This window comes from Arthrobacter sp. W4I7 (assembly GCF_030816215.1).
Classification (GTDB): Bacteria; Actinomycetota; Actinomycetes; order Actinomycetales; family Micrococcaceae; genus Arthrobacter; species Arthrobacter siccitolerans_A.
Window position 1 is genome coordinate 4,564,842 of sequence record NZ_JAUSXU010000001.1, and the last position, 19,528, is coordinate 4,584,369.

Here is a 19,528-nt window from a genome sequence, read left to right on the forward strand (position 1 = left end):
ATGACAGAAACAACAACCCACAGCGCTCCCTGGCGCAGCACCGCCTCCACCCCGCAAGAGCGCGCCGACAGCCTCATTGCAGCCATGACACTGCGGGAGAAGACCGCGCAGCTCTATGGAGTGTGGGTGGGGGCTTCCAGTGAGGGCGGCGAAGTAGCGCCGCACCAGAATGAGATGAACCCGGACGTGGACCTCGACCAGATCCTGCCCGACGGCCTGGGACAGCTCACCAGGCCGTTCGGAACCGCGCCGGTGGACCCGGCACTGGGCGCCCTGTCCCTGCAGCGGACCCAGCAGCGCATTGCCGCGGCCAACCGCTTCGGCATCCCGGCCCTGGTCCACGAGGAATGCCTCGCAGGCTTCGCTACGTGGCAGGCCACCGCCTACCCCGTACCCCTGGCATGGGGTGCCACCTTCAACGCTGACCTCATCCGGACGATGGGGGCTGCGATAGGGGCCGACATGCGTTCACTTGGCGTGCATCAGGGCCTCGCCCCTGTCCTGGACGTGGTCCGCGACGCGCGCTGGGGCCGGGTGGAGGAAACCATCGGCGAGGATCCCTACCTGATCGGAACACTGGCAACCGCCTACATCCAGGGCCTGGAAAGCAGCGGTATCGTGGCCACGCTGAAGCACTTTGTGGGCTATTCGGCCTCCAAGGCAGGCCGGAACCTTGCCCCGGTTTCCGTTGGCGCCCGGGAACTGGCAGACGTCCTGCTTCCGCCCTTCGAGATGGCTGTCCGCGAGTCCGGCGTCCGCTCCGTGATGCACGCCTACACGGACCTGGACGGCGTCCCCACCGCTGCAGACGCATCGCTGCTGACCGATCTCCTGCGCAACACCTGGGGATTCAGCGGAACGGTGGTGGCCGACTACTTCGGCGTCGCCTTCCTCAAGAACCTTCACGGGATCGCCGGTTCCCTGGGTCAGGCCGCAGCAGCCGCCTTGGCCGCGGGCGTCGACGTCGAACTTCCCACAGTGCACGCGTTCGGCGAGCACCTCATCACCGAAGTCGAGGCCGGCCGCGTCCCTGTCGACCTCATTGACCGCGCCCTGCGCCGGGTGCTTGTGCAGAAAATCGAACTGGGCCTGCTGGACGAGGACTGGTCTGCTGTTCCGCCTGCCCTGCAGAACGTAGATCCGCGCAGCACTGCGGGCTTGGAAGGCAGCATCAACCTGGACTCCGAGGCCAACCGGAAGCTTGCCGCCCGGATTGCCGAACAATCCATCATCCTGGCCAGCAACAACGGGATCCTGCCGCTGCTCAATCCCGGCCGGATCGCCGTCGTCGGACCCAACGCGGACAACACGCAGGCATTCCTCGGCTGCTACTCCTTCCCGGCACACGTCGGCGGGCAGCACCCCGACGTCCCGGTTGGCATTGAGCTGCCCACCGTGGCCCAGGCCCTGCGGGCCGAATTCCCCGAAAGCGCCATCACGGTGACCGCCGGCTGCACCATTGACGGCGCTTCCACCGAAGGATTCGACGACGCCGTTGCTGCCGCCACCGCCGCCGACGTCGTCATCGCCGTTCTGGGCGACCGCGCCGGCCTGTTTGGCAGGGGAACCAGCGGTGAAGGCTGCGACGTGGAATCCCTGGTGCTTCCGGGCGCCCAGCAGCAACTGCTGGACCGGCTGATCGAAACCGGCGTGCCAGTGGTGCTGGTACTCCTGACTGGCCGTCCCTATGCGGTGGGATCTGCCGTCGAAAATGCCGCCGCCATAGTGCAGGCATTCTTCCCGGGCGAGGAAGGCGGCCCGGCGGTGGCGAAGATCCTCAGCGGCAGCGTCAACCCCAGCGGACGGCTGCCGGTGAGCATTCCGGCCAGGCCGGGCGCGCAGCCGTCAACCTACCTGGCTCCCCCGCTGGCCCAGGCCAGCAGCGTCTCCAACATCGATCCTGCCGCCGCTTTCCCCTTCGGCCATGGCCTCAGCTACACCACCTTCCAATGGGGCGGCCTGGCACTGGAGGGGGCGTCGACAGTTGCAGTGGACGGCGCCGCAAAGGCAAGCATCACCGTGACAAACACCGGTGACCGGGCCGGCGTCGAACTTGTCCAGCTGTACCTGCACGATCCGGTGGCCTCAGTGGTCCGCCCCGTGCAGAAACTGGTGGGCTATGCCCGTGTGCCGCTCGAGCCTAAAGATTCGGCGCGGGTTTCCTTCACGGTGCCCGCCGACGTCACATCATTCACCGGCCGGGATGGCAAGCGGATCGTTGAGGCCGGTGACCTGGAACTGCGCTTCGGAGCTTCCAGCGGGGACATCCGCCTTACCGCCAGCATCACCCTTACCGGTGAAACGCGGATCGTCGACCACACCCGCAGCCTGCACTGCCGCGTCATGGTGGCAGCAGGCAACTAAGCCCACAGACTGGGGGCCGTGCGTAAACCGTACGGCCCCCTGCAGGCCCTGAAAGGAATTCCATGGGAACACCGCACTGCCTGGCGATCGTGGCCACGACCAGGTCTGAGGCTGATGAGAAGCTGAACTCCTCCATCCAACGGCTTCTGGCCCTGGCCCAGGAAAACCCCGTACGGGGCATCCTCGTCACCAAGCACGGCCCGGGCCGCTTTACCGTCGAACTGAACGATCAGGTCCCTTACGGGGAGACGTGGGAATCCCTGCGGTTCACGGCCCTTGATGGGGAGTCCCACGTCTCCAGCTCCGTCAGGTAGTTGAAGAAGGCCGTGGTCCCGAAGGTCCAAGGCTCCATGTCCTCGGTCTTCTGAGTCCGGTTGATCAATGCCCCGAGCTGCGGGCTGCTAATGCGGGCCAGGCTGTTGCGGCCCTCCAGCCGGTAGCCGTCCGTGCCTTCCACGGTGAGGGTGATTTCCTCCGTCCGCAGGGACTCCAGGGTGAAATCCTCGTGGAAGAGCCGGATCAGGGGGCCGATGGCACAGGATGCGTTGTTGTCCTTGGCCATGCAGAGGAGGAGTGCGCTGCGCCCCTCCACGTCCCGGAGGTTGGCGTCGTTCCCCAAGGTTGCGCCCCGAACCTTTCCGGCTGAGTCGGCAATGAGCAGCAGTTCAGGCTCGGGGTTGTTCCACGAGGAGAAGCCCGGGATGCCTACGCCGGACCAAAGCCCACGGAGGACAGCACGGAGGCTTTAGTGAACACTTCGGGGTCGGGGCCCAGGCCCACCTCAAGGTACTGCGACCACATCCCCTCGGCCGACAGCAGCTTCTTGACCTCGGGCGCCTCCTCCGAGCCGGGGCGAAGGGTATCCAGGCTTCCCCCAGGGCCTCGCCGACGGTTCTGCGGACTTGCGCCGCCCGATGTGATCATCGTGTTCAGCTGACGTGCGTGCGCTCGAGGTTGAAGTAGGGGCGGGCGTCCGGCGGCCGGATGTCTGCGACGACGTCACTGAAGATCCGCATCGGGTGCGGTGTGTATGGGTGCTCCGCGATGGCGTCGAAGTTGAGTTCAATGCCCAGCCCGATCCCTTCGGGAATGAGGACGTCGCCCTCGTCGGTCAGCTGCAGGCGCTCGCTCGAGATCTCGCTCCGCCAGGGCACGTCCGTGGCCATGATTTCCAGGTACCGGAAGTTGGGCAGCATGGCGCCCAACTGCAGGGTTGCGGCGGTACTGAGCGGACCGCTCGGGTTGTGGGGGGCGAACGGAATGTAATGAGCTGCGGCGAGCGTGGAGATGAAGGACAGTTCCAGCAGGCCGCCGGCGTGGGTGACGTCGGGCTGGATGTAGTCCACTGCCTTCCGGGAGAGGGCGGGAACGAAGGTGTTCCGTCCCATCCACCGTTCGCCCGCAGCGATGGCTACTGGAGACTTCGATCGTATTTCCAGGAGGGAATCTATTCCGTCCGGCGGGCACGGCTCCTCGAAGAACACCGGCTGGAACTGCTCGATCTCCCGGGCGACCCGGATGGCTGTCGGGACGTCGAACCGGCCATGTCCTTCAATGAAGATCTCAACGTCATCGCCCACGGCCTCCCGCACGGCGGCAACGGGCTCAAGCATGCGCCGCAGGTCCCGCGGCTCCAGGGTAAGGTCCGCCGCCTCGAACGGGTCCCACTTGAGTCCCCGGAAGCCTTGGGCAACCGTCTGTACTGCTGCCTCGGCAAATTCTTCCGGTTTTTTGGCCCCGGAAAACCAGCCGTTGGCGTAAGCGCGGACCCTGTCGCGGACCTGTCCGCCCAGCATGCGGTGGACAGGGACACCCAGGGCGCGGGCCGAAACATCCCACATGGCCATTTCAAGGGCACTGAGAGCCGTCATTGACACAGGCCCGCCGCGCCAATAGGCGTCGCGGTTGAGTTCGTAAATGGTTTGGCTGATCCTTGTTGGGTCCTTGCCGCGGACGGCGTCGGCGAGGATGGCGACGGCGCCGCGGACCGCGTGCTCCTGGCCTTCGAGGGTTGCCTCTGCGATGCCGGTGAGGCCCGAGTCGGTGCTCAGCCGGACGAAAATGAGGTTTGTCCGGTAGAAGTCGACGACAACAGTGTCGAGGTTGGTGATTTTCATAGGTGGAGGTGTCATCCCTTAACAGCGCCCGCGGTCATCCCGCTGACGACATAACGTTGTGCGAACAGATAGAAGCCGACGGCCGAGAGGGTGAACAGGAGTCCGACGGCCATGATGCTTTGAAGAGCCGATCGGCAGCCCGGGCATCAGTACTGCGGAATCGGCCGCGCGATAGGACTCCACGCCACAGCTCAGCTTGCGGGAGCCGCCGTCGAGCCCCGCACGATCAGCTGGGTGGCCAGTTCTACGCGGTGGGAATCGAGGATTTCCCCCCGCGCCTGGCGAAGGAGTGACCGCAACGCTGCCCGCCCCATCTCCTCCAATGGCTGGGCGACCGAACTGAGCGACGGGACGGATTCCTCACCCTGCCTTGTCCCGTCAAAGCCAATCAGGCTGATGTCTTCCGGAACCCGGATGCCATGGCGTCCGGCTTCGGCAAGAACACCCATGGCAATCGCGTCGCTTGCGGCAAAGATCGCGCTGGGAAGCTGGTCCAGTTGCAGCAGAGCCTGCAGTCCGGCAACCCCGCTCTCCCTGCGGAACCTGCCGCCGGAAATGATGTACCGGGGGTCCACCGTGATGCCGCGGGCCATCAGGGCGGCCATGTAGCCGTGCAGCCGTGCCTGGTTGCATTCAGCCTTCTCGATGCCGCCGATGTAGGCGATGCGCCGATGCCCCAAATCCAGCAGATGTTCGGTGGCGGCCTTGCCGCCGGCCCAGTTGGTGGCTCCTACGCTGACTACATCCGCTGACGGCGGGTTGAGGGGGTCGATAACGACGACGGGAATCTTGCGGCGCCGGAACGCCTGCAGCTGCGCCTCGCTGAAAGCCGACGTCACCACGATCATCCCCGCCCTGCCTTCGTCCAGCATGCGCTGGGCGCGGCGCTCCGGACTGCGCAGGTTGGAAAGTGCCGGGCCAGTGACACTGACCAGGATCTCAACGTCGGCTGCTGCGGCGAACTGCAGTATCCCGTTGAGGACTTCAATCATGTAGGCGGAGTCAAGAACGTCGATGACTACCTCCACCACCGTGCCCGTCTCTGCGGCGGAGCGCCGCTGCAGGGGGGATTGATACCCCGCCTGCTCCAGTGCCGCGAGCACGCGGGCCCGCGTTTCCGCAGACACGTCTTCGCGGCCATTAACCACCTTCGAGACCGTCGGCGCCGACACTCCCGCCTGCCGCGCCACCATGGCCAGGGTCGGCTTGGGCCGCTGGGAGATCTTCGTTGCCATCAGAGTTCGCAATCTTTTCGAATGTTTCGGAGATCTCATTCTCTAGAACGCCGCGCCATATGGTCAAGCACTTTCGGAATGGACGGAAAATCTCACAACTTCCCCTTGACGCCAAGCAAACATGGGCTTTAGTTTATACCGTGACCTAAATCACCCATTCGAAATGTTTCGACTGGATCGCGGAGCTAGCGGCTCCGCGCAATTAACTTGCAAAGAAGCAAACCCAGATGGAGAAGCAATGAAGCAGCCCCAGACCTCCCGCCGCTCTTTCCTCGCCCTTGCTGCCCTCACTCCCTTCGCCGTTGCGGCGACCACCGCTTGCGGGACATCGGGACCGGGTGCCTCCAGCGGCAGTGGGGGGGCCAGTATGTGGTACCTCTCGGGTGAACCGAACCAAACCACCATGCAGAAGGCGGTGGATGCGTTCGGTTCGGCGAACCCCAACGACAAGATCACGGTGACGTACTTCCAGAACGACGCCTACAAAACCAAGATCAAAACCGCAATCGGCGCCGGCCAGGCGCCGACCATCATCTACGGCTGGGGCGGCGGCGGCCTGAAGACCTATGTCGAGGCCAACCAGGTGGACGACCTGACCAGCTGGTTCGACGAGAACCCGGACCTGAAGAAAAAGTTCTTCCCGTCCTCCTTCGGTGCGGCAACCGTCAACGGAAAGATCTACGCGCTGCCCAACCAGTACGTCGCCCCGATCGTCCTGTTCTACAACAAGGAACTGTTCGAGAAGGCCGGCGTCCAGCCGCCGAAGACCTGGGACGACGTCATGTCACTGGTCAAGACCTTCAACGACATGGGAGTGGCACCCTTCTCCCTCGGAGGACAGTCGCGCTGGACCTCCATGATGTGGCTCGAATACCTGCTGGACCGTATCGGCGGCCCCGGCGTCTTCAATGCCATCTTCGAAGGCAAGCCCAATGCCTGGCTGGACCCGGCTGTGATTGAGACCGGCACCAAGATCCAGGAACTCGTCTCAGCCGAAGGGTTCATCAAGGGCTTCTCCTCGATCACCGCAGACTCCAACGCTGACCAGGCCCTCCTGTTCACGGGCAAGGCAGCCATGATGCTGCACGGTACCTGGACCTACGGCGGTATGAAGAAGAACGGCCAGAACTTCGTCCAGGACGGAAAACTGGGCTTCGTTCAGTTCCCCACGGTTCCGGGCGGCAAGGGCGACCCCAAGAACGGCGTCGGAAACCCGGCCCAGTACATGTCAATCTCCTCCAAGGCCACTGACAAGGAAAAGGAGTCCGCGAAGAAGTTCTTCAAGGACGGCATCCTGACCGAAACGGTGATCGATACCTACATCAACACCGGGTCTGTTCCCATTGTTAACGGAATCGAAGACAAGCTCTCAAAGTCTCCGGACAAGGACTTCCTCAACTTCGTCTACGGCCTGGCCAAGAACGCCCCGACCTTCCAGCAGTCGTGGGACCAGGCCCTGAGCCCCACGGCAGCCGAGGCCCTGCTGAACAACATCGACCAGCTGTTCCTGAAGTCGATCACGCCGCAGCAGTTCGCCGAGAACATGAATGCCACCCTCGGCAAATGAGTAACGCCGTATCCACCGCTGCCAGGACTGCCACCGCCAGAACGGGTATGGAGCAAACCGACAAGCGTAAGGCCGCACTCGCCTGGCTGACACTGCCCGCTTTGTTCTTCTTCGTGGTCTTCGCTGTGGTCCCCCTGGCCGGTGTACTCATCCTGAGTTTCACCAGCTGGGACGGCATCGGTGCCATCGGGGCTGCGGGCCTGAGCAACTGGTTCTCGGTACTCGCGGACCCTGGACTGTACAACGCCCTGGGGCTGACTTTCCTGATCATGATCGTCTCCTGGCTCGTCCAGACACCGATCAGCCTCCTCCTGGGGGTCTTCACCGCAGGAAGCCAGCGCTACCGGGCTGCCCTCGCCGTCCTGTACTTCCTGCCCTTGCTGCTCTCGTCCGCTGCAGTCGCCATTGCCTTCAAGGCCCTGCTCGATCCGAACTTCGGCCTGGCCACCGGCCTTGGACTGCCCTTCCTTGCCCAGGACTGGCTGGGTGTCCCGCACCTGGCCCTGGGCTTGGTCATCTTCGTGATCGCCTGGCAGTTTGTCCCGTTCCATACGCTCATTTACCAGGGCGGCGTGCGGCAGATCCCCAAGTCGCTCTATGAAGCAGCCCAGATCGATGGGGCGGGTACCGTCAAGCAGTTCTTCCACATCACCCTCCCCCAGCTGAAATACACCATCATTACCTCGTCCACGTTGATGGTGGTCGGATCGCTGACGTACTTCGACCTGATCTTCGTCCTCACCGGCGGCGGACCGGGAAACTCCACGCGGATCCTGGCTTTGGACATGTACCTGCGGGGCTTCCGGGCCAACCTGATGGGCCCCGCAAGCGTCATCGCCGTCATTCTCGTCATCATCGGCCTTGCTCTTGCCTTGTTCCTCCAGCGTCTTGGCGGCAAGGACAAGCAGGGCAGCCAATTGGAAGGTTTGTAGGGTGACCACCGTATTGAAAAGCAGCACGAAGGAGGCTGCCTCCGGCTCCCCCGCCAACGCCTCAAGCCCCAAGCGTGGACTCGGTTCCCGCATGAGGCGGCTCAACATTCCCGGCGGCCTTGGCGGCTGGATCTGGCTGGCCATCATCATTCTTCCCGTGTACTACGTGGTGATCACCAGCCTGAAGACGCAGGCAGGGTACTTCGGCCAGAATCCCCTGGCGGTGCCCACGTCACCCACGCTGGAGAACTACCAGATGGTTCTCGAGGCCGATTTCGCCACGTACTTCATGAACAGTGCCATTGTCACGCTCGGTTCCGTGATTCCCACCGTGCTGATTTCCTTCATGGCGTCGTTTGCCATCGTCCGGGGCAGCGGCAGGTTCCTCAAGCTGGTCAACGGAATGTTCCTCATGGGCCTGGCCATCCCGCTTCAAGCCACGATCATCCCGATCTACCTGATGATCATCCGGCTCAACCTGTATGACAGCCTGCTCGCGCTCATGCTGCCGTCCATTGCTTTTGCCATCCCGCTGACGGTGCTGATCCTGTCCAACTTCATCCGCGACGTGCCGAACGAATTGTTCGAATCCATGCGGCTGGACGGCTGCAGTGAATGGCAGACCATGTGGCGGCTGGCCCTGCCGCTGACCCGCCCTGCGATCGTGACCGTCGCGATCTACAACGGCCTGCATGTCTGGAACGGCTTCCTGCTTCCGCTGGTCCTCACCCAGAGCCCCGGCCTGCGCGTCCTTCCCCTGGGTTTGTGGACGTTCCAAGGAGAATTCAGCGTCAACATCCCGGCCGTGCTTGCCTCAGTGGTGCTCAGCACGCTGCCGATCCTGGTGCTCTACGTCATTGGCCGCCGCCAGCTGCTCGCCGGCCTCACCGCCGGCTTCAGCAAGTAGAAAGGAACTTTCATGACCGGAACCAAACCCCTGCGCGTCGGCATGGTGGGCTATGCCTTCATGGGTGCGGCCCACTCCCACGCCTGGCGCACCGCGCCCCGGTTCTTTGACCTGCCGCTGCAGCCTCAGCTCGCTGCCGTGGCCGGAAGGAACGCCGACGGCGTCCGGGCCGCGGCGGACAAGCTTGGCTGGGAGTCGGTGGAGACGGACTGGCGCCGCCTGATCGAGCGCGACGACATTGACCTGATTGACATCTGCACGCCGGGCGACACCCATGCTGAAATTGCGATCGCCGCCCTTGAGGCCGGCAAGCATGTGCTGTGCGAGAAACCCCTCGCTAATTCTGTGGAAGAGGCGGAAAGGATGGTCCTCGCTGCGGAGACCGCGGCGAAGCAGGGCACCGCCTCGATGTGCGGCTTCAGTTACCGCCGTACCCCCGCACTGGCACTGGCCAAGCGGTTTGTCGAGCAGGGCAGGCTCGGGGACATCCGGCACGTCCGGGCCCAGTACCTGCAGGACTGGCTGTCCGACGAGAATGCCCCCATGACCTGGCGGCTGGACAAGAGCAAGTCCGGGTCCGGCTCCCTCGGCGACATCGGAGCGCACAGCATCGACGCCGCCCAGTGGGTCACCGGGCAGAACATCACCGGCGTCTCGGCGCTGCTCGAAACCTTCGTCCCGGAGCGCCCTCTCGCTGGCGATTTGGTGGGCCTGGGCGGGCACGGTGACGTCGGCAGCGACGCGCCCCGCGGACATGTCACCGTGGACGATGCAGCCATCTTCAGCGCACGGTTCGACGGTGGTACTGCGTCAGCGGGCGCCGTCGGCGTCTTTGAAGCCACCCGTTATGCACTGGGCCGGAAGAACGCCATGCGCCTGGAAGTCAACGGAACCAAGGGCTCACTGGCCTTCGACTTCGAGGAAATGAACGTCCTTTCCTTCTATGACGCGGCAGAGTCCCCCGACGCCGGCTTCCGCAGGATTTTCGTCACCGAGCCCGAGCACCCCTACGTCGGGAACTGGTGGCCCACCGGCCACGGACTGGGGTACGAGCACGGCTTCACGCACCAGGTGGTGGACCTCGTCACCGCGATCGGTGAAGGACGTCAACCGGAACCCTCATTCACGGATGCCCTCCAGGTCCAGCGGGTCCTCGCGGCCGTGGAATCCAGCGCCGTGAACTCCAGCCAGTGGCAAAAAGTCTGAGCAACACCGACCGGCGCCAGTACAACCAAGGAAACCTGATGACACGACCAATCACGCTTTTTACCGGCCAGTGGGCCGACCTGCCCTTTGAGGAGGTGGCCCGGCTCGCCGGCGAGTGGGGCTTTGACGGGCTCGAAATTGCCTGCTGGGGCGACCACCTGGACCCCCGCCGCGCCGCGGAAGACGACAACTACCTCCAGGGCCGGCTGGACATCCTGGAAAAAAACAACCTGCGCGTCTTCGCCATCGCCAACCACCTCACCGGCCAGGCCGTCTGCGATGACCCCATCGACGAACGCCACCAAGGCATCCTCTCCACCGAAATCTGGGGCAACGGCGAACCCGAAGGAGTACGCCGCCGGGCCGCCGAATCCATGAAGGACACCGCCCGGGCAGCCGCCCGCCTCGGCGTGAACACCGTCACCGGGTTCACCGGCTCCTCCATCTGGAAAGCCGTCGCCATGTTCCCGCCCGCCTCCGAAGCCATGATCGACGCCGGCTACCAGGACTTCGCGGACCGCTGGAACCCCATCCTGGACGTCTTCGACGAACAAGGCGTCCGGTTCGCCCTGGAAGTCCACCCCTCCGAAATCGCCTACGACTACTGGACCGCCAAACGCACCCTGGAAGCCATCGGACACCGCAAGAGCTTCGGGCTGAACTTCGACCCGTCCCACTTCATCTGGCAGGACCTGGACCCGGTAATGTTCCTGCAGGACTTCGCCGAACACATCCTCCACGTCCACGTAAAGGAATCCATCCGCCAGCTCGACGGCCGCAACGGACGCCTCGGCTCCCACCTGGCCTGGGCAGATCCCCGCCGCGGCTGGGACTTCGTCACCGCAGGCCACGGGGACGTGCCATGGAACCGGATCTTCCGAACCCTGAACGCCATCGGCTACAACGGCCCCACCAGCATCGAATGGGAAGACGCCGGCATGGACCGCCTCACCGGCGCCCCGCAGGCACTGGCCATGGTCCAGGAACTCGCCCGGATCGCCCCGCCCACAGCCGCGTTCGACGCCGCCTTCACCAGCCACTAAAACGCCACCATCCCACAATTAAGGAACCACTTCATGACCGAGAATAAGACCGCCCTGGTGGTCCGCGGCGGCTGGGACGGCCACCAGCCCTACGAAGCCACCGAGCTCTTCATCCCCTACCTCAAAGACAACGGCTACGACGTCCGGATCGAAGAATCACCCAAGGTCTACGCCGACACCCACTACATGGCAGGCGTGGACCTGATCATGCAATGCATGACCATGACCACCATCGAAAAAGACGAACTCGCCGGGCTCCGCACCGCCGTCGAAAACGGCACCGGCCTGGCCGGCTGGCACGGCGGGATCGCCGATTCCTACCGGAACAACTCCGACTACCTCCACCTGATCGGCGGGCAGTTCGCCTGCCACCCCGGCAAGCACCCGGACGAGTGCACCGGCGAACAGTCAGACAACTACATGCCCTACACCGTCAACATGCTCCCCGCAGCCGCCGAACACCCCATCACCAAGGACCTTGAGGATTTTGACCTGGTCACCGAACAGTACTGGGTCCTCTCCGACGATTACATCGACGTCCTGGCCACCACCACCCAGAAAGCCCGGGAATGGGACCCCTGGAACCGCGAAGTCACCTCCCCCGCCATCTGGACCCGCCAATGGGGCAAAGGCCGCATCTTCGTCACCACCCCCGGCCACCGCGTCGAAATCCTCCAGGACACCAACATCCGCACCATCATCGAAAGGGGCCTGCTATGGGCAAGCCGTTGAAAGTAGGAATCGTCGGCTGCGGAGCCATCATCGCGCAGTACCTCACCAACTTCCGGAAACTTGAGGACATCGAGCTGGTGGCGGTAGCGGACCTGGATCCTGCACGCGCCAAGGCTGTGGCGGAGCAGTATGAGGGCGTCCGCGCCGTTTCCGTGGACGAGCTCCTCGCGGCGGACGACGTCGAACTGGTCCTGAACCTCACCATCCCCGCCGCGCACGCCGAGGTGGCGCTGAAGGCCATCGCCGCGGGCAAAAGCGTGTACGGCGAGAAGCCCCTTGCCGCGACAACTGCGGAGGCACGCCAGGTGCTGGAGGCAGCACGCGAGGCAGGCGTCGCCGTCGGCTGCGCTCCGGATACGGTACTGGGCACCGGGATCCAGACCGCCCGCAAGGCAATCGATGACGGGCTGATCGGTGCGCCCATCTCCGCCTCCGCCACGATGGTGACACCCGGCCACGAGCGCTGGCACCCGAATCCGGATTTCTACTACCAGCCCGGCGGCGGCCCGCTCCTGGACATGGGCCCCTACTACGTCACCGCCCTGGTAACGCTGCTGGGCCCGGTGGTCTCGGTGATGGGCGCCGCGAGCCACACCCGCAATGAACGGACCATCGGTTCCGGCCCCCGGCAGGGAGAAAAGGTCCCCGTGGACATCGACTCCCACGTCACCGGCGTCCTGGTCCACGCCTCCGGTGCGCTCTCCACCCTGTTCATGAGCTTCGACGCCGTGAAGTCCAAGTCGCCGAACATCGAGATCCACGGGGAACGCGGATCGCTGGTTGTGCCGGACCCCAACCACTTCGATGGCGAGGTCCAGCTGTTCTCCCTGGGCGCCGAGGCCTGGGAGACCCTTCCGGTCTCCGCCGGGTACGTTGATTCGGGGCGCGGCTTCGGCATCGCAGACCTCGCCTCCACCCCCGAAGGCGCAGAGCCCCGCGCGGGCGGAGCCCTGGCCTACCATGCCCTGGAAGTCATGGAATCGGTGCTCGAATCAGCCCGCACCGGTTCCGCCGTGCGCATCAGCAGCACGGTGGAACGGCCCGACAGCGTCGAGTTGACCGTCCTGACCGACGGGATGGACAGGCTCCAGGCGCAGGGGGCCGCTTCCTAGAAGGGTTTACGGCCGGCCCGGGAAGCCGCTGTCCGATGCCGGGCAGGGTTCGCAAACTGCGTTCCCTGCCCGGCATTGTGCTGCCGTCCGGGCCCGCTCCCGTCCTGCCCCTCTGGACAACTCCCCCGCCGCGTAGCACGATCTGAGGTGTGACCACCAGCCCCCTCTCCGATGCGCGCTTTCGTGAGCTGCGGGACCTTCGCCGCGTCAAGGACCGGATCGACCGGGAATACGCGCAGCCGCTGGATGTTGAATCCCTGGCCCGCGGCGTCCACATGTCGGCCGGTCACCTGAGCCGCAGGTTCAAGCTCGCCTACCAGGAATCGCCGTACAGCTACCTCATGACCCGGCGCATCGAACGGGCCATGGCGCTGCTGCGCCGCGGTGACCTTTCCGTCACGGAGGTGTGTTTCGCCGTCGGCTGTTCCTCGCTGGGGACCTTCAGCACCCGCTTCACGGAACTGGTGGGCATGCCGCCCAGCGTCTATAAACAGGAGGCAGCCGTGCAGACGGCGGGCATCCCGGCGTGCGTGGCGAAACAGGTCACCAGACCGGTCAGGAATCGAGAAGCGCCCGCGCCGGAGCCGCAACTAGCATGACGTTCATGAACAAGATCAGCATTTCCTCAACGTTCCTTCCGCATACCGATCCCGACGCCTCCCTGGCGTTTTACCGCGACGCCCTGGGCTTCGAGGTCCGCAACGATGTTGGCCGCGGCACCATGCGCTGGATCACCGTGGGCCCTGCCGGGCAGCCGGACGTGTCCATCGTCCTGCACCCGCCGGCCGTGGATCCGGGCATCACCGACGACGAACGCCGCACCATCGCCGAGATGATGGCCAAGGGCACCTACGCCACGGTCGTGCTGTCCTCCCCGGACGTGGACGCCGCGTTCGCCACAGTGGAAGCGAGCGGGGCCGACGTCGTCCAGGAACCCGTCGACCAGCCCTACGGAATCCGCGACTGCGCCTTCCGCGACCCGGCAGGCAACACCGTCCGCATCAACCAGCAGCCCTGAGCTGGGAGGATTGAAACCAGTGGCGCCGGGGGGAGGCTGCCGGCGCAGTCTCCCCCGGCACGACAAACCGCAGCCCAACAGATGGAGACCCGATGAGCACGGACACCAGTACTGATCCCCGGACCAACGGGCTGCACGTTGCCGACGCCCACGACCTGATCCGTGTGCAAGGCGCGCGGGAAAACAACCTCAAGGACGTCAGCGTCGAGCTGCCCAAGCGCCGCCTGACCGTATTCACGGGTGTGTCCGGCTCGGGCAAGAGCTCGTTGGTGTTTGCCACCATCGCTGCTGAGTCGCAGCGGATGATCAACGAAACCTACAGCGCGTTCGTGCAGGGCTTTATGCCGTCGCTGGCCCGGCCCGAGGTGGACTTCCTGGAGGGCCTGACCACGGCGATCATCGTGGACCAGGAGCGGATGGGCGCCAACCCGCGCTCTACCGTGGGCACGGCCACCGACGCGAACGCGATGCTGCGAATCCTCTTCAGCCGGCTGGGCTCCCCCTATGGTGGGCCGCCCACGGCCTTTTCCTTCAACGTGCCCACCCGCAAAGCAAGCGGCGTCATGTCCACGGAGAAGAGCGGCGGCCGGGTGGAGAAAGCGGTCGTCCAGCAGGCCGTTTACCTGGGCGGCATGTGCCCGCGGTGCGAGGGCATGGGGGCGGTCAGCGACATCGACCTCACGGCCCTGTACGACGACGACAAGTCCCTCGGTGACGGAGCGCTGCTCGTTCCGGGCTACTCGATGGACGGCTGGTACGGGCGCCTGTTCGAGGGCATGGGGCTGCCCATGGACAAGCCCATTGCCAAATTCACCAAAAAGCAGCTGGAAACGATGCTGTACGCGGAGCCCACCAAGATCAAGGTGGAGGGCGTCAACCTGACGTTCGAGGGGATCATCCCCAAGATCCAGAAGTCCATGCTGTCCAAGGACCCCGAGGCCATGCAGCCGCACGTGCGCCGGTTTGTGGAGCGGGCCGTGACGTTCCAGACCTGTCCGGAGTGCCACGGCACCCGGTTGACGCAGCAGGCGCTGTCCTCGAAGATCAACGGCAAGAACATCGCCGAGCTGTGCCAGATGCAGATCAGCGACCTCGCCGAGTGGATCCGCGGTCTCAAGGACCCCTCGGTGGCTCCCCTGCTCAAGGGGCTCCAGCACCTGCTGGACTCGTTCTCCGACATCGGCCTGGGCTACCTGAGCCTGGACCGTCCCGCCGGTACGCTGTCCGGTGGCGAGGCCCAGCGCACCAAGATGATCCGGCACCTGGGCTCCTCGCTCACCGATGTCACCTACGTCTTTGACGAGCCCACGATCGGGCTGCACCCGCACGACATCGAACGCATGAACCAGCTGCTGCTGCAGCTGCGGGACAAGGGCAACACCGTGCTGGTGGTGGAGCACAAGCCGGAAACGATCGCCATCGCCGACCACGTCGTCGACCTCGGTCCCGGGGCCGGCACCGCCGGTGGCACTGTCTGTTTTGAAGGCAGCGTCGAGGGCCTCCGGGCCAGCGACACCATCACAGGGCGCCACCTGGGAGACCGCGCGTCACTCAAGGAAGCGGTCCGGATGGCCTCCGGCGCGCTGGAAGTCCGAGGGGCGTCGACGCACAACCTGCAGGCGGTGGACGTCGACATCCCCCTGGGTGTCCTGACGGTGGTTACCGGCGTGGCGGGCTCGGGCAAGAGCTCGCTGATCCACGGCTCGGTGGCCAAGCGCGAGGGCGTGGTGGTGATCGACCAGGGCGCCATCAAGGGGTCCCGGCGCAGCAACCCGGCCACGTACACGGGCCTGCTGGAGCCCATCCGCAAGGCGTTCGCCAAGGCCAACGGGGTGAAGCCGGCACTGTTCAGCTCGAACTCCGAGGGCGCGTGCCCCACCTGCAACGGCGCCGGCGTCATCTTCACCGAACTGGGCGTGATGGCCACCGTGGAGTCCCCGTGCGAGGACTGCGAGGGCCGCCGCTTCCAGGCCTCCGTGCTGGAATACACCCTCGGCGGCAAGAACATCGCCGACGTGCTGGCCATGTCCGTGACCGAGGCCGCCGCCTTCTTCGCCGAAGGCGAGGCCAAAACCCCGGCGGCGCGTACCGTCCTGGACCGGCTCGAGGACGTGGGCCTGGGCTACCTCAGCCTCGGCCAGCCGCTCACCACGCTTTCGGGCGGCGAGCGCCAGCGGCTCAAGCTCGCCACCCAGATGGCCGAGAAGGGCGACGTGTACGTCCTCGATGAGCCCACCACCGGCCTGCACCTGGCCGACGTCGAGAACCTGCTGGGCCTGCTGGACCGGCTGGTTGATTCCGGCAAGTCCGTGATCGTCATTGAGCACCACCAGGCAGTGATGGCGCACGCGGACCGGCTCATCGACCTGGGCCCGGGGAGCAGGGCACGACGGCGGGCGCATCGTTTTCGAGGGCACTCCCGCTGAGCTGGTGGCCGACGCCTCCACGTTAACCGGCAAGCACCTGGCTGCGTATGTTGGTGCTTAGGCGGCATGACGGAAACCTATAGGTACGACGTCGAGATCCTGCACCTGCTGGTGTCACCCGCTCATGCCTACTTTGGCCGGGCCCGGGACGGCGCTGCAGACGTGCCAACGTTCGACGCCGAGACCGCGGAGGTGGTGGCCGGCAAGGGCATTGTGGGTGACCGGTTCTTCGGCAAGGCCGCGCACATGGACGCTGCGGTGACCCTGTTCGCCGTCGAGGCCCTGGAAACCATGGCCACGGAACTGAAAGCCGGGCCGTTTGATCCCCTGGCAACCCGGCGGAACGTGATCCTCCGCGGCGCGCACCTGACTCCGCTGCTGGGGCAGGACTTCGCGCTGGAATCCGGCGGCTCGGTGGTTGGGTTCCATGGCGGCCGCCCCGCGCACCCGTGCGCCTGGATGAACGAGGTCCTGGCACCGGGGGCCCATGCCGCGATGCGCGGCCGGGGCGGCATCCGTTGCCGGGCACTCTCCGATGGGATTCTGCACCGCGGCCCTGCGGTGCTGGTCAGCCCTGTTCCGCTGGATCCCGGGCAGGCGGGGGTTCCGTCACTGCTGCGGCCGGGCCGGCTGCCATAGTTGCGTCTGTGCGATAGGAGGAGGAGTAATCATGCGTGTTTTTGTCACCGGCTCCGCTGATGGTCTGGGACGGGCTACGGCGCAGACCCTTTTGGACAACGGCCACGACGTTATTGTCCATGCCCGGAATACTGCCCGTTTGGGCGCGGTAAATGATCTCGTGGATCGCGGGGTCGCAGCCGTGGTGGGCGACCTCTCCGACTTGGAACAGACGCGTGGCGTCGCCCAAAAAGTCAACGCGATTGGTCCGGTGGACGCCGTCATCCACAACGCGGGGGTCCTGCACAGCCGGGACATCTTTCAGGTCAACGTTGCGGCACCCTATCTGCTCACTGCGCTCATCAACCGGCCGCAGCGGCTGGTCTACCTCAGCAGCGGCATGCACCGCGGCGGCCACGCCGATCTCAGCAGGCTCGAAGGAGGCACGGGGAAGGTGACCTACTCGGATAGCAAGCTCTACCTCACAGCCCTTGCAGCCGCCGTCGCCCGTTTATGGCCGGACGTCCTCAGTAATGCCGTGGATCCTGGCTGGGTGCCCACCAGGATGGGCGGCGCCGGCGCCCCGGACGACCTGCGGCTCGGCCACCTGACGCAGGAATGGCTCGCCACCAGCGATGACCCGGCAGCCCTGACCAGTGGCGGCTACTGGTTCCACCAGCACCGGGAGAAGCCGCATCCTGCGGCTCGGGACGAGCGGCTCCAGAACGAACTCCTGGACCGCCTGGCCGATATTACCGGCGAGCGGCTGGCCTGACCAGGTCCAACCACCCGGCTGCTCCGTTCGATAGCTGAAGTGGGGGCCTTGCGGGACCTAGAAGGTGAATTCCTCCTGGTGCAGTTGCCGGCGCGGCAGCCCGGCCTGGGTCAGGGCTGCTCTCGCGGCGGCGGAGAAGCGGGGGGATGCGCAGATGTATACGTCGCGGGCTGCAAGGTCAGGGATCATTGTCCTCAGGCTCTGGGCGGTGATCGCGTTTCGCGGGTCGGCCGCTGGTCCGGTCAGGAAGATCAATTGCGCTCCACGATGCCGGGCGATGTGTTCGAGTTCGTCACGAAAGAGCACCTCTTCCGGAGAGGATGCCCTGTATAGCAGGGTCAGGTCTTGTCCGGGTACCGGCAGTGTCTCGAAGAGGGCACGCATGGGGGTGATTCCCACCCCTCCGCCGATGAGCAGTGCTCCGCGGCCCTGGCGGCGCTCTTTGGTCATGGCGCCGTACGGGCCTTGCGCCAGGACTCGTGTACCGGCTCGTACTGAGTGGATCAACCTCGTGCCATCACCCACGGCTTTGACGGTTATGCGCAGGAACTGGTCGTGCGGCGGGGCGGAGAGTGAGAAAGGGTGGGAGGACTGCCAGGTGGCGCTGGTCAGGAACCTCCAGCGGAAAAACTGTCCGGATTCGGCGTTTAGTTCGTTGAGGTGACGGCCGCGAAGGATGATGCTGACCACTCCGTTTCCCTCGTCGAGGACATGATCGACACGAAGGCGGTGGCGCAATAGCTGCGTGAGCGGAGCCAGGACCCGGTACCGCAGTATCAACCCAAAGCTGAACGTGTACAGGAGGCTCCACGCCACCTGAACGAGCGGTAGTCCGGCGAGGTCCGGCCCCGCCAGTTCATGGGAAAAGGACAAGGCGATGGCCACATACGTCATCAGATGAAGAAAGTGCCAGGTTTCGTACGTTAGCTTTCGGCGTACGCTCCGGGCCGAGATGATGCCGACGGACAGGAAGATCACGGTGCCCGTAGTGGCTGCGATAAGGCCGGGCATGCGGAGGACGTCGGTGGCAGCCGCCCACAGCGTGGTGCGTTGGCTGGTTGCCCAGGTGGCGGTCGCGGCGAAGCCGTGGATCAGGATGAGGCAGAAGATGGCCTTGCCGCCCATCCCGTGCCATCGGGCCAGCCGGTCGGCGCCGACGCCCCGTTCCAGCGAAGGGGCGCGGGACATGAGGGCAACCATGACTGTGACCCCGTATCCGGCGAGCAGGCCGGAGGTGTGGGCCAGGAGCGGCAGGTTCCAACGCAATGGCTGAGGGGCGCTGATTGCGGCCAGGGCAGTGGCCGCGACAGCGCCGGCAGCGACCAGCCAGAGCACCGCAGCCGGCGAAATGATCCGCGAACCACTCACGTCGGGCCAACCGGCATATGGCGGCCCGCTCCCTGTGCGGTCGGCTGATACTGTCATCGTCGTCTTCTTCCTTCGGGGCGGACAAAGAGCCCGCCACCGCGTATTTGT

The 19,528-nt window shown here is 65.1% G+C and carries 16 protein-coding genes and 2 pseudogenes; 14 read left to right on the forward strand and 4 right to left on the reverse strand.

The window, feature by feature from the left end:
• Entirely contained in the window at positions 1-2,364 is a 2,364-nt protein-coding gene (locus QF047_RS20730) for a glycoside hydrolase family 3 N-terminal domain-containing protein (RefSeq protein WP_307281018.1), read from the forward strand.
• Between the two features lie 62 nt (positions 2,365-2,426).
• Positions 2,427-2,678, forward strand: coding sequence for a hypothetical protein (locus tag QF047_RS22405; RefSeq protein ID WP_306637029.1), 252 nt, complete (start codon positions 2,427-2,429; stop codon positions 2,676-2,678).
• Here the strand turns inward: QF047_RS22405 and QF047_RS22410 are convergent.
• From QF047_RS22410 to QF047_RS20750, 3 genes and pseudogenes are all read right to left on the reverse strand, one after another.
• Positions 2,603-3,278: pseudogene (locus tag QF047_RS22410) on the reverse strand (fumarylacetoacetate hydrolase); the annotation flags it as partial. The gene QF047_RS22405 and the pseudogene QF047_RS22410 sit on opposite strands and share 76 nt — an antisense overlap.
• Before the next feature lie 15 nt (positions 3,279-3,293).
• Entirely contained in the window at positions 3,294-4,481 is a 1,188-nt protein-coding gene (locus tag QF047_RS20745) for a mandelate racemase/muconate lactonizing enzyme family protein (protein ID WP_307281026.1), read from the reverse strand.
• A gap of 191 nt (positions 4,482-4,672) precedes the next feature.
• Positions 4,673-5,716, reverse strand: coding sequence for a LacI family DNA-binding transcriptional regulator (locus QF047_RS20750; protein ID WP_306637026.1), 1,044 nt, complete (start codon positions 5,714-5,716; stop codon positions 4,673-4,675).
• A gap of 238 nt (positions 5,717-5,954) precedes the next feature.
• Here QF047_RS20750 and QF047_RS20755 point away from each other — a divergent pair, with 238 nt between their 5' ends.
• From QF047_RS20755 to QF047_RS20810, 12 genes and pseudogenes are all read left to right on the forward strand, one after another.
• Positions 5,955-7,283, forward strand: coding sequence for an extracellular solute-binding protein (locus tag QF047_RS20755; RefSeq protein WP_307281030.1), 1,329 nt, complete (start codon positions 5,955-5,957; stop codon positions 7,281-7,283).
• A complete protein-coding gene (locus tag QF047_RS20760) occupies positions 7,280-8,215 on the forward strand; it encodes a carbohydrate ABC transporter permease (protein ID WP_306637024.1) in 936 nt (311 codons plus the stop codon). Before QF047_RS20755 ends, QF047_RS20760 begins: the two co-directional genes overlap by 4 nt.
• A 1-nt stretch (position 8,216) precedes the next feature.
• On the forward strand, positions 8,217-9,122 hold the full coding sequence (locus tag QF047_RS20765) for a carbohydrate ABC transporter permease (protein WP_306637023.1): 906 nt from the start codon (positions 8,217-8,219) through the stop codon (positions 9,120-9,122).
• A gap of 12 nt (positions 9,123-9,134) precedes the next feature.
• Positions 9,135-10,328, forward strand: coding sequence for a Gfo/Idh/MocA family protein (locus QF047_RS20770; protein WP_307281034.1), 1,194 nt, complete (start codon positions 9,135-9,137; stop codon positions 10,326-10,328).
• Positions 10,329-10,366: 38 nt separating this feature from the next.
• Positions 10,367-11,371 (forward strand): sugar phosphate isomerase/epimerase, encoded by a 1,005-nt coding sequence (locus QF047_RS20775; RefSeq protein WP_307281035.1) that lies wholly within the window; start codon positions 10,367-10,369, stop codon positions 11,369-11,371.
• A 33-nt stretch (positions 11,372-11,404) separates the two neighbouring features.
• Positions 11,405-12,103, forward strand: coding sequence for a ThuA domain-containing protein (locus QF047_RS20780; RefSeq protein ID WP_307281037.1), 699 nt, complete (start codon positions 11,405-11,407; stop codon positions 12,101-12,103).
• Positions 12,088-13,215: a Gfo/Idh/MocA family protein gene (locus QF047_RS20785; RefSeq protein WP_307281039.1), complete on the forward strand. Its 1,128-nt coding sequence runs from the start codon at positions 12,088-12,090 to the stop codon at positions 13,213-13,215. The genes QF047_RS20780 and QF047_RS20785 overlap by 16 nt, the downstream gene beginning before the upstream one ends.
• 149 nt (positions 13,216-13,364) lie before the next feature.
• Complete coding sequence (locus tag QF047_RS20790) at positions 13,365-13,814, forward strand: helix-turn-helix transcriptional regulator (RefSeq protein WP_307281042.1); 450 nt, start codon at positions 13,365-13,367, stop codon at positions 13,812-13,814.
• Positions 13,811-14,233, forward strand: a complete 423-nt coding sequence (locus QF047_RS20795) for a VOC family protein (RefSeq protein WP_306637017.1) — start codon at positions 13,811-13,813, stop codon at positions 14,231-14,233. Before QF047_RS20790 ends, QF047_RS20795 begins: the two co-directional genes overlap by 4 nt.
• Positions 14,234-14,325: 92 nt before the next feature.
• Positions 14,326-16,720: pseudogene (locus tag QF047_RS20800) on the forward strand (ATP-binding cassette domain-containing protein).
• Positions 16,721-16,725: 5 nt separating this feature from the next.
• Positions 16,726-17,298: an MOSC domain-containing protein gene (locus QF047_RS20805; protein ID WP_307281047.1), complete on the forward strand. Its 573-nt coding sequence runs from the start codon at positions 16,726-16,728 to the stop codon at positions 17,296-17,298.
• Between the two features lie 28 nt (positions 17,299-17,326).
• Entirely contained in the window at positions 17,327-18,052 is a 726-nt protein-coding gene (locus tag QF047_RS20810) for an SDR family NAD(P)-dependent oxidoreductase (protein ID WP_307282105.1), read from the forward strand.
• A 57-nt stretch (positions 18,053-18,109) separates the two neighbouring features.
• On the opposite strand, the gene QF047_RS20815 is transcribed toward QF047_RS20810, so the two are convergent.
• Positions 18,110-19,477 (reverse strand): ferredoxin reductase family protein, encoded by a 1,368-nt coding sequence (locus QF047_RS20815; RefSeq protein ID WP_307281051.1) that lies wholly within the window; start codon positions 19,475-19,477, stop codon positions 18,110-18,112.
• Positions 19,478-19,528: the final 51 nt, after the last annotated feature.

Coding starts and splice junctions, on each gene's coding strand:
- QF047_RS20730 (WP_307281018.1), top strand. CDS start 1: ATGACAGAAACAACAACCCACAGCGCTCCCTGGCGCAGCACCGCCTCC.
- QF047_RS22405 (WP_306637029.1), top strand. CDS start 2,427: ATGGGAACACCGCACTGCCTGGCGATCGTGGCCACGACCAGGTCTGAG.
- QF047_RS20745 (WP_307281026.1), bottom strand. CDS start 4,481: ATGAAAATCACCAACCTCGACACTGTTGTCGTCGACTTCTACCGGACA.
- QF047_RS20750 (WP_306637026.1), bottom strand. CDS start 5,716: ATGGCAACGAAGATCTCCCAGCGGCCCAAGCCGACCCTGGCCATGGTG.
- QF047_RS20755 (WP_307281030.1), top strand. CDS start 5,955: ATGAAGCAGCCCCAGACCTCCCGCCGCTCTTTCCTCGCCCTTGCTGCC.
- QF047_RS20760 (WP_306637024.1), top strand. CDS start 7,280: ATGAGTAACGCCGTATCCACCGCTGCCAGGACTGCCACCGCCAGAACG.
- QF047_RS20770 (WP_307281034.1), top strand. CDS start 9,135: ATGACCGGAACCAAACCCCTGCGCGTCGGCATGGTGGGCTATGCCTTC.
- QF047_RS20775 (WP_307281035.1), top strand. CDS start 10,367: ATGACACGACCAATCACGCTTTTTACCGGCCAGTGGGCCGACCTGCCC.
- QF047_RS20780 (WP_307281037.1), top strand. CDS start 11,405: ATGACCGAGAATAAGACCGCCCTGGTGGTCCGCGGCGGCTGGGACGGC.
- QF047_RS20785 (WP_307281039.1), top strand. CDS start 12,088: ATGGGCAAGCCGTTGAAAGTAGGAATCGTCGGCTGCGGAGCCATCATC.
- QF047_RS20795 (WP_306637017.1), top strand. CDS start 13,811: ATGACGTTCATGAACAAGATCAGCATTTCCTCAACGTTCCTTCCGCAT.
- QF047_RS20805 (WP_307281047.1), top strand. CDS start 16,726: ATGACGGAAACCTATAGGTACGACGTCGAGATCCTGCACCTGCTGGTG.
- QF047_RS20815 (WP_307281051.1), bottom strand. CDS start 19,477: ATGACAGTATCAGCCGACCGCACAGGGAGCGGGCCGCCATATGCCGGT.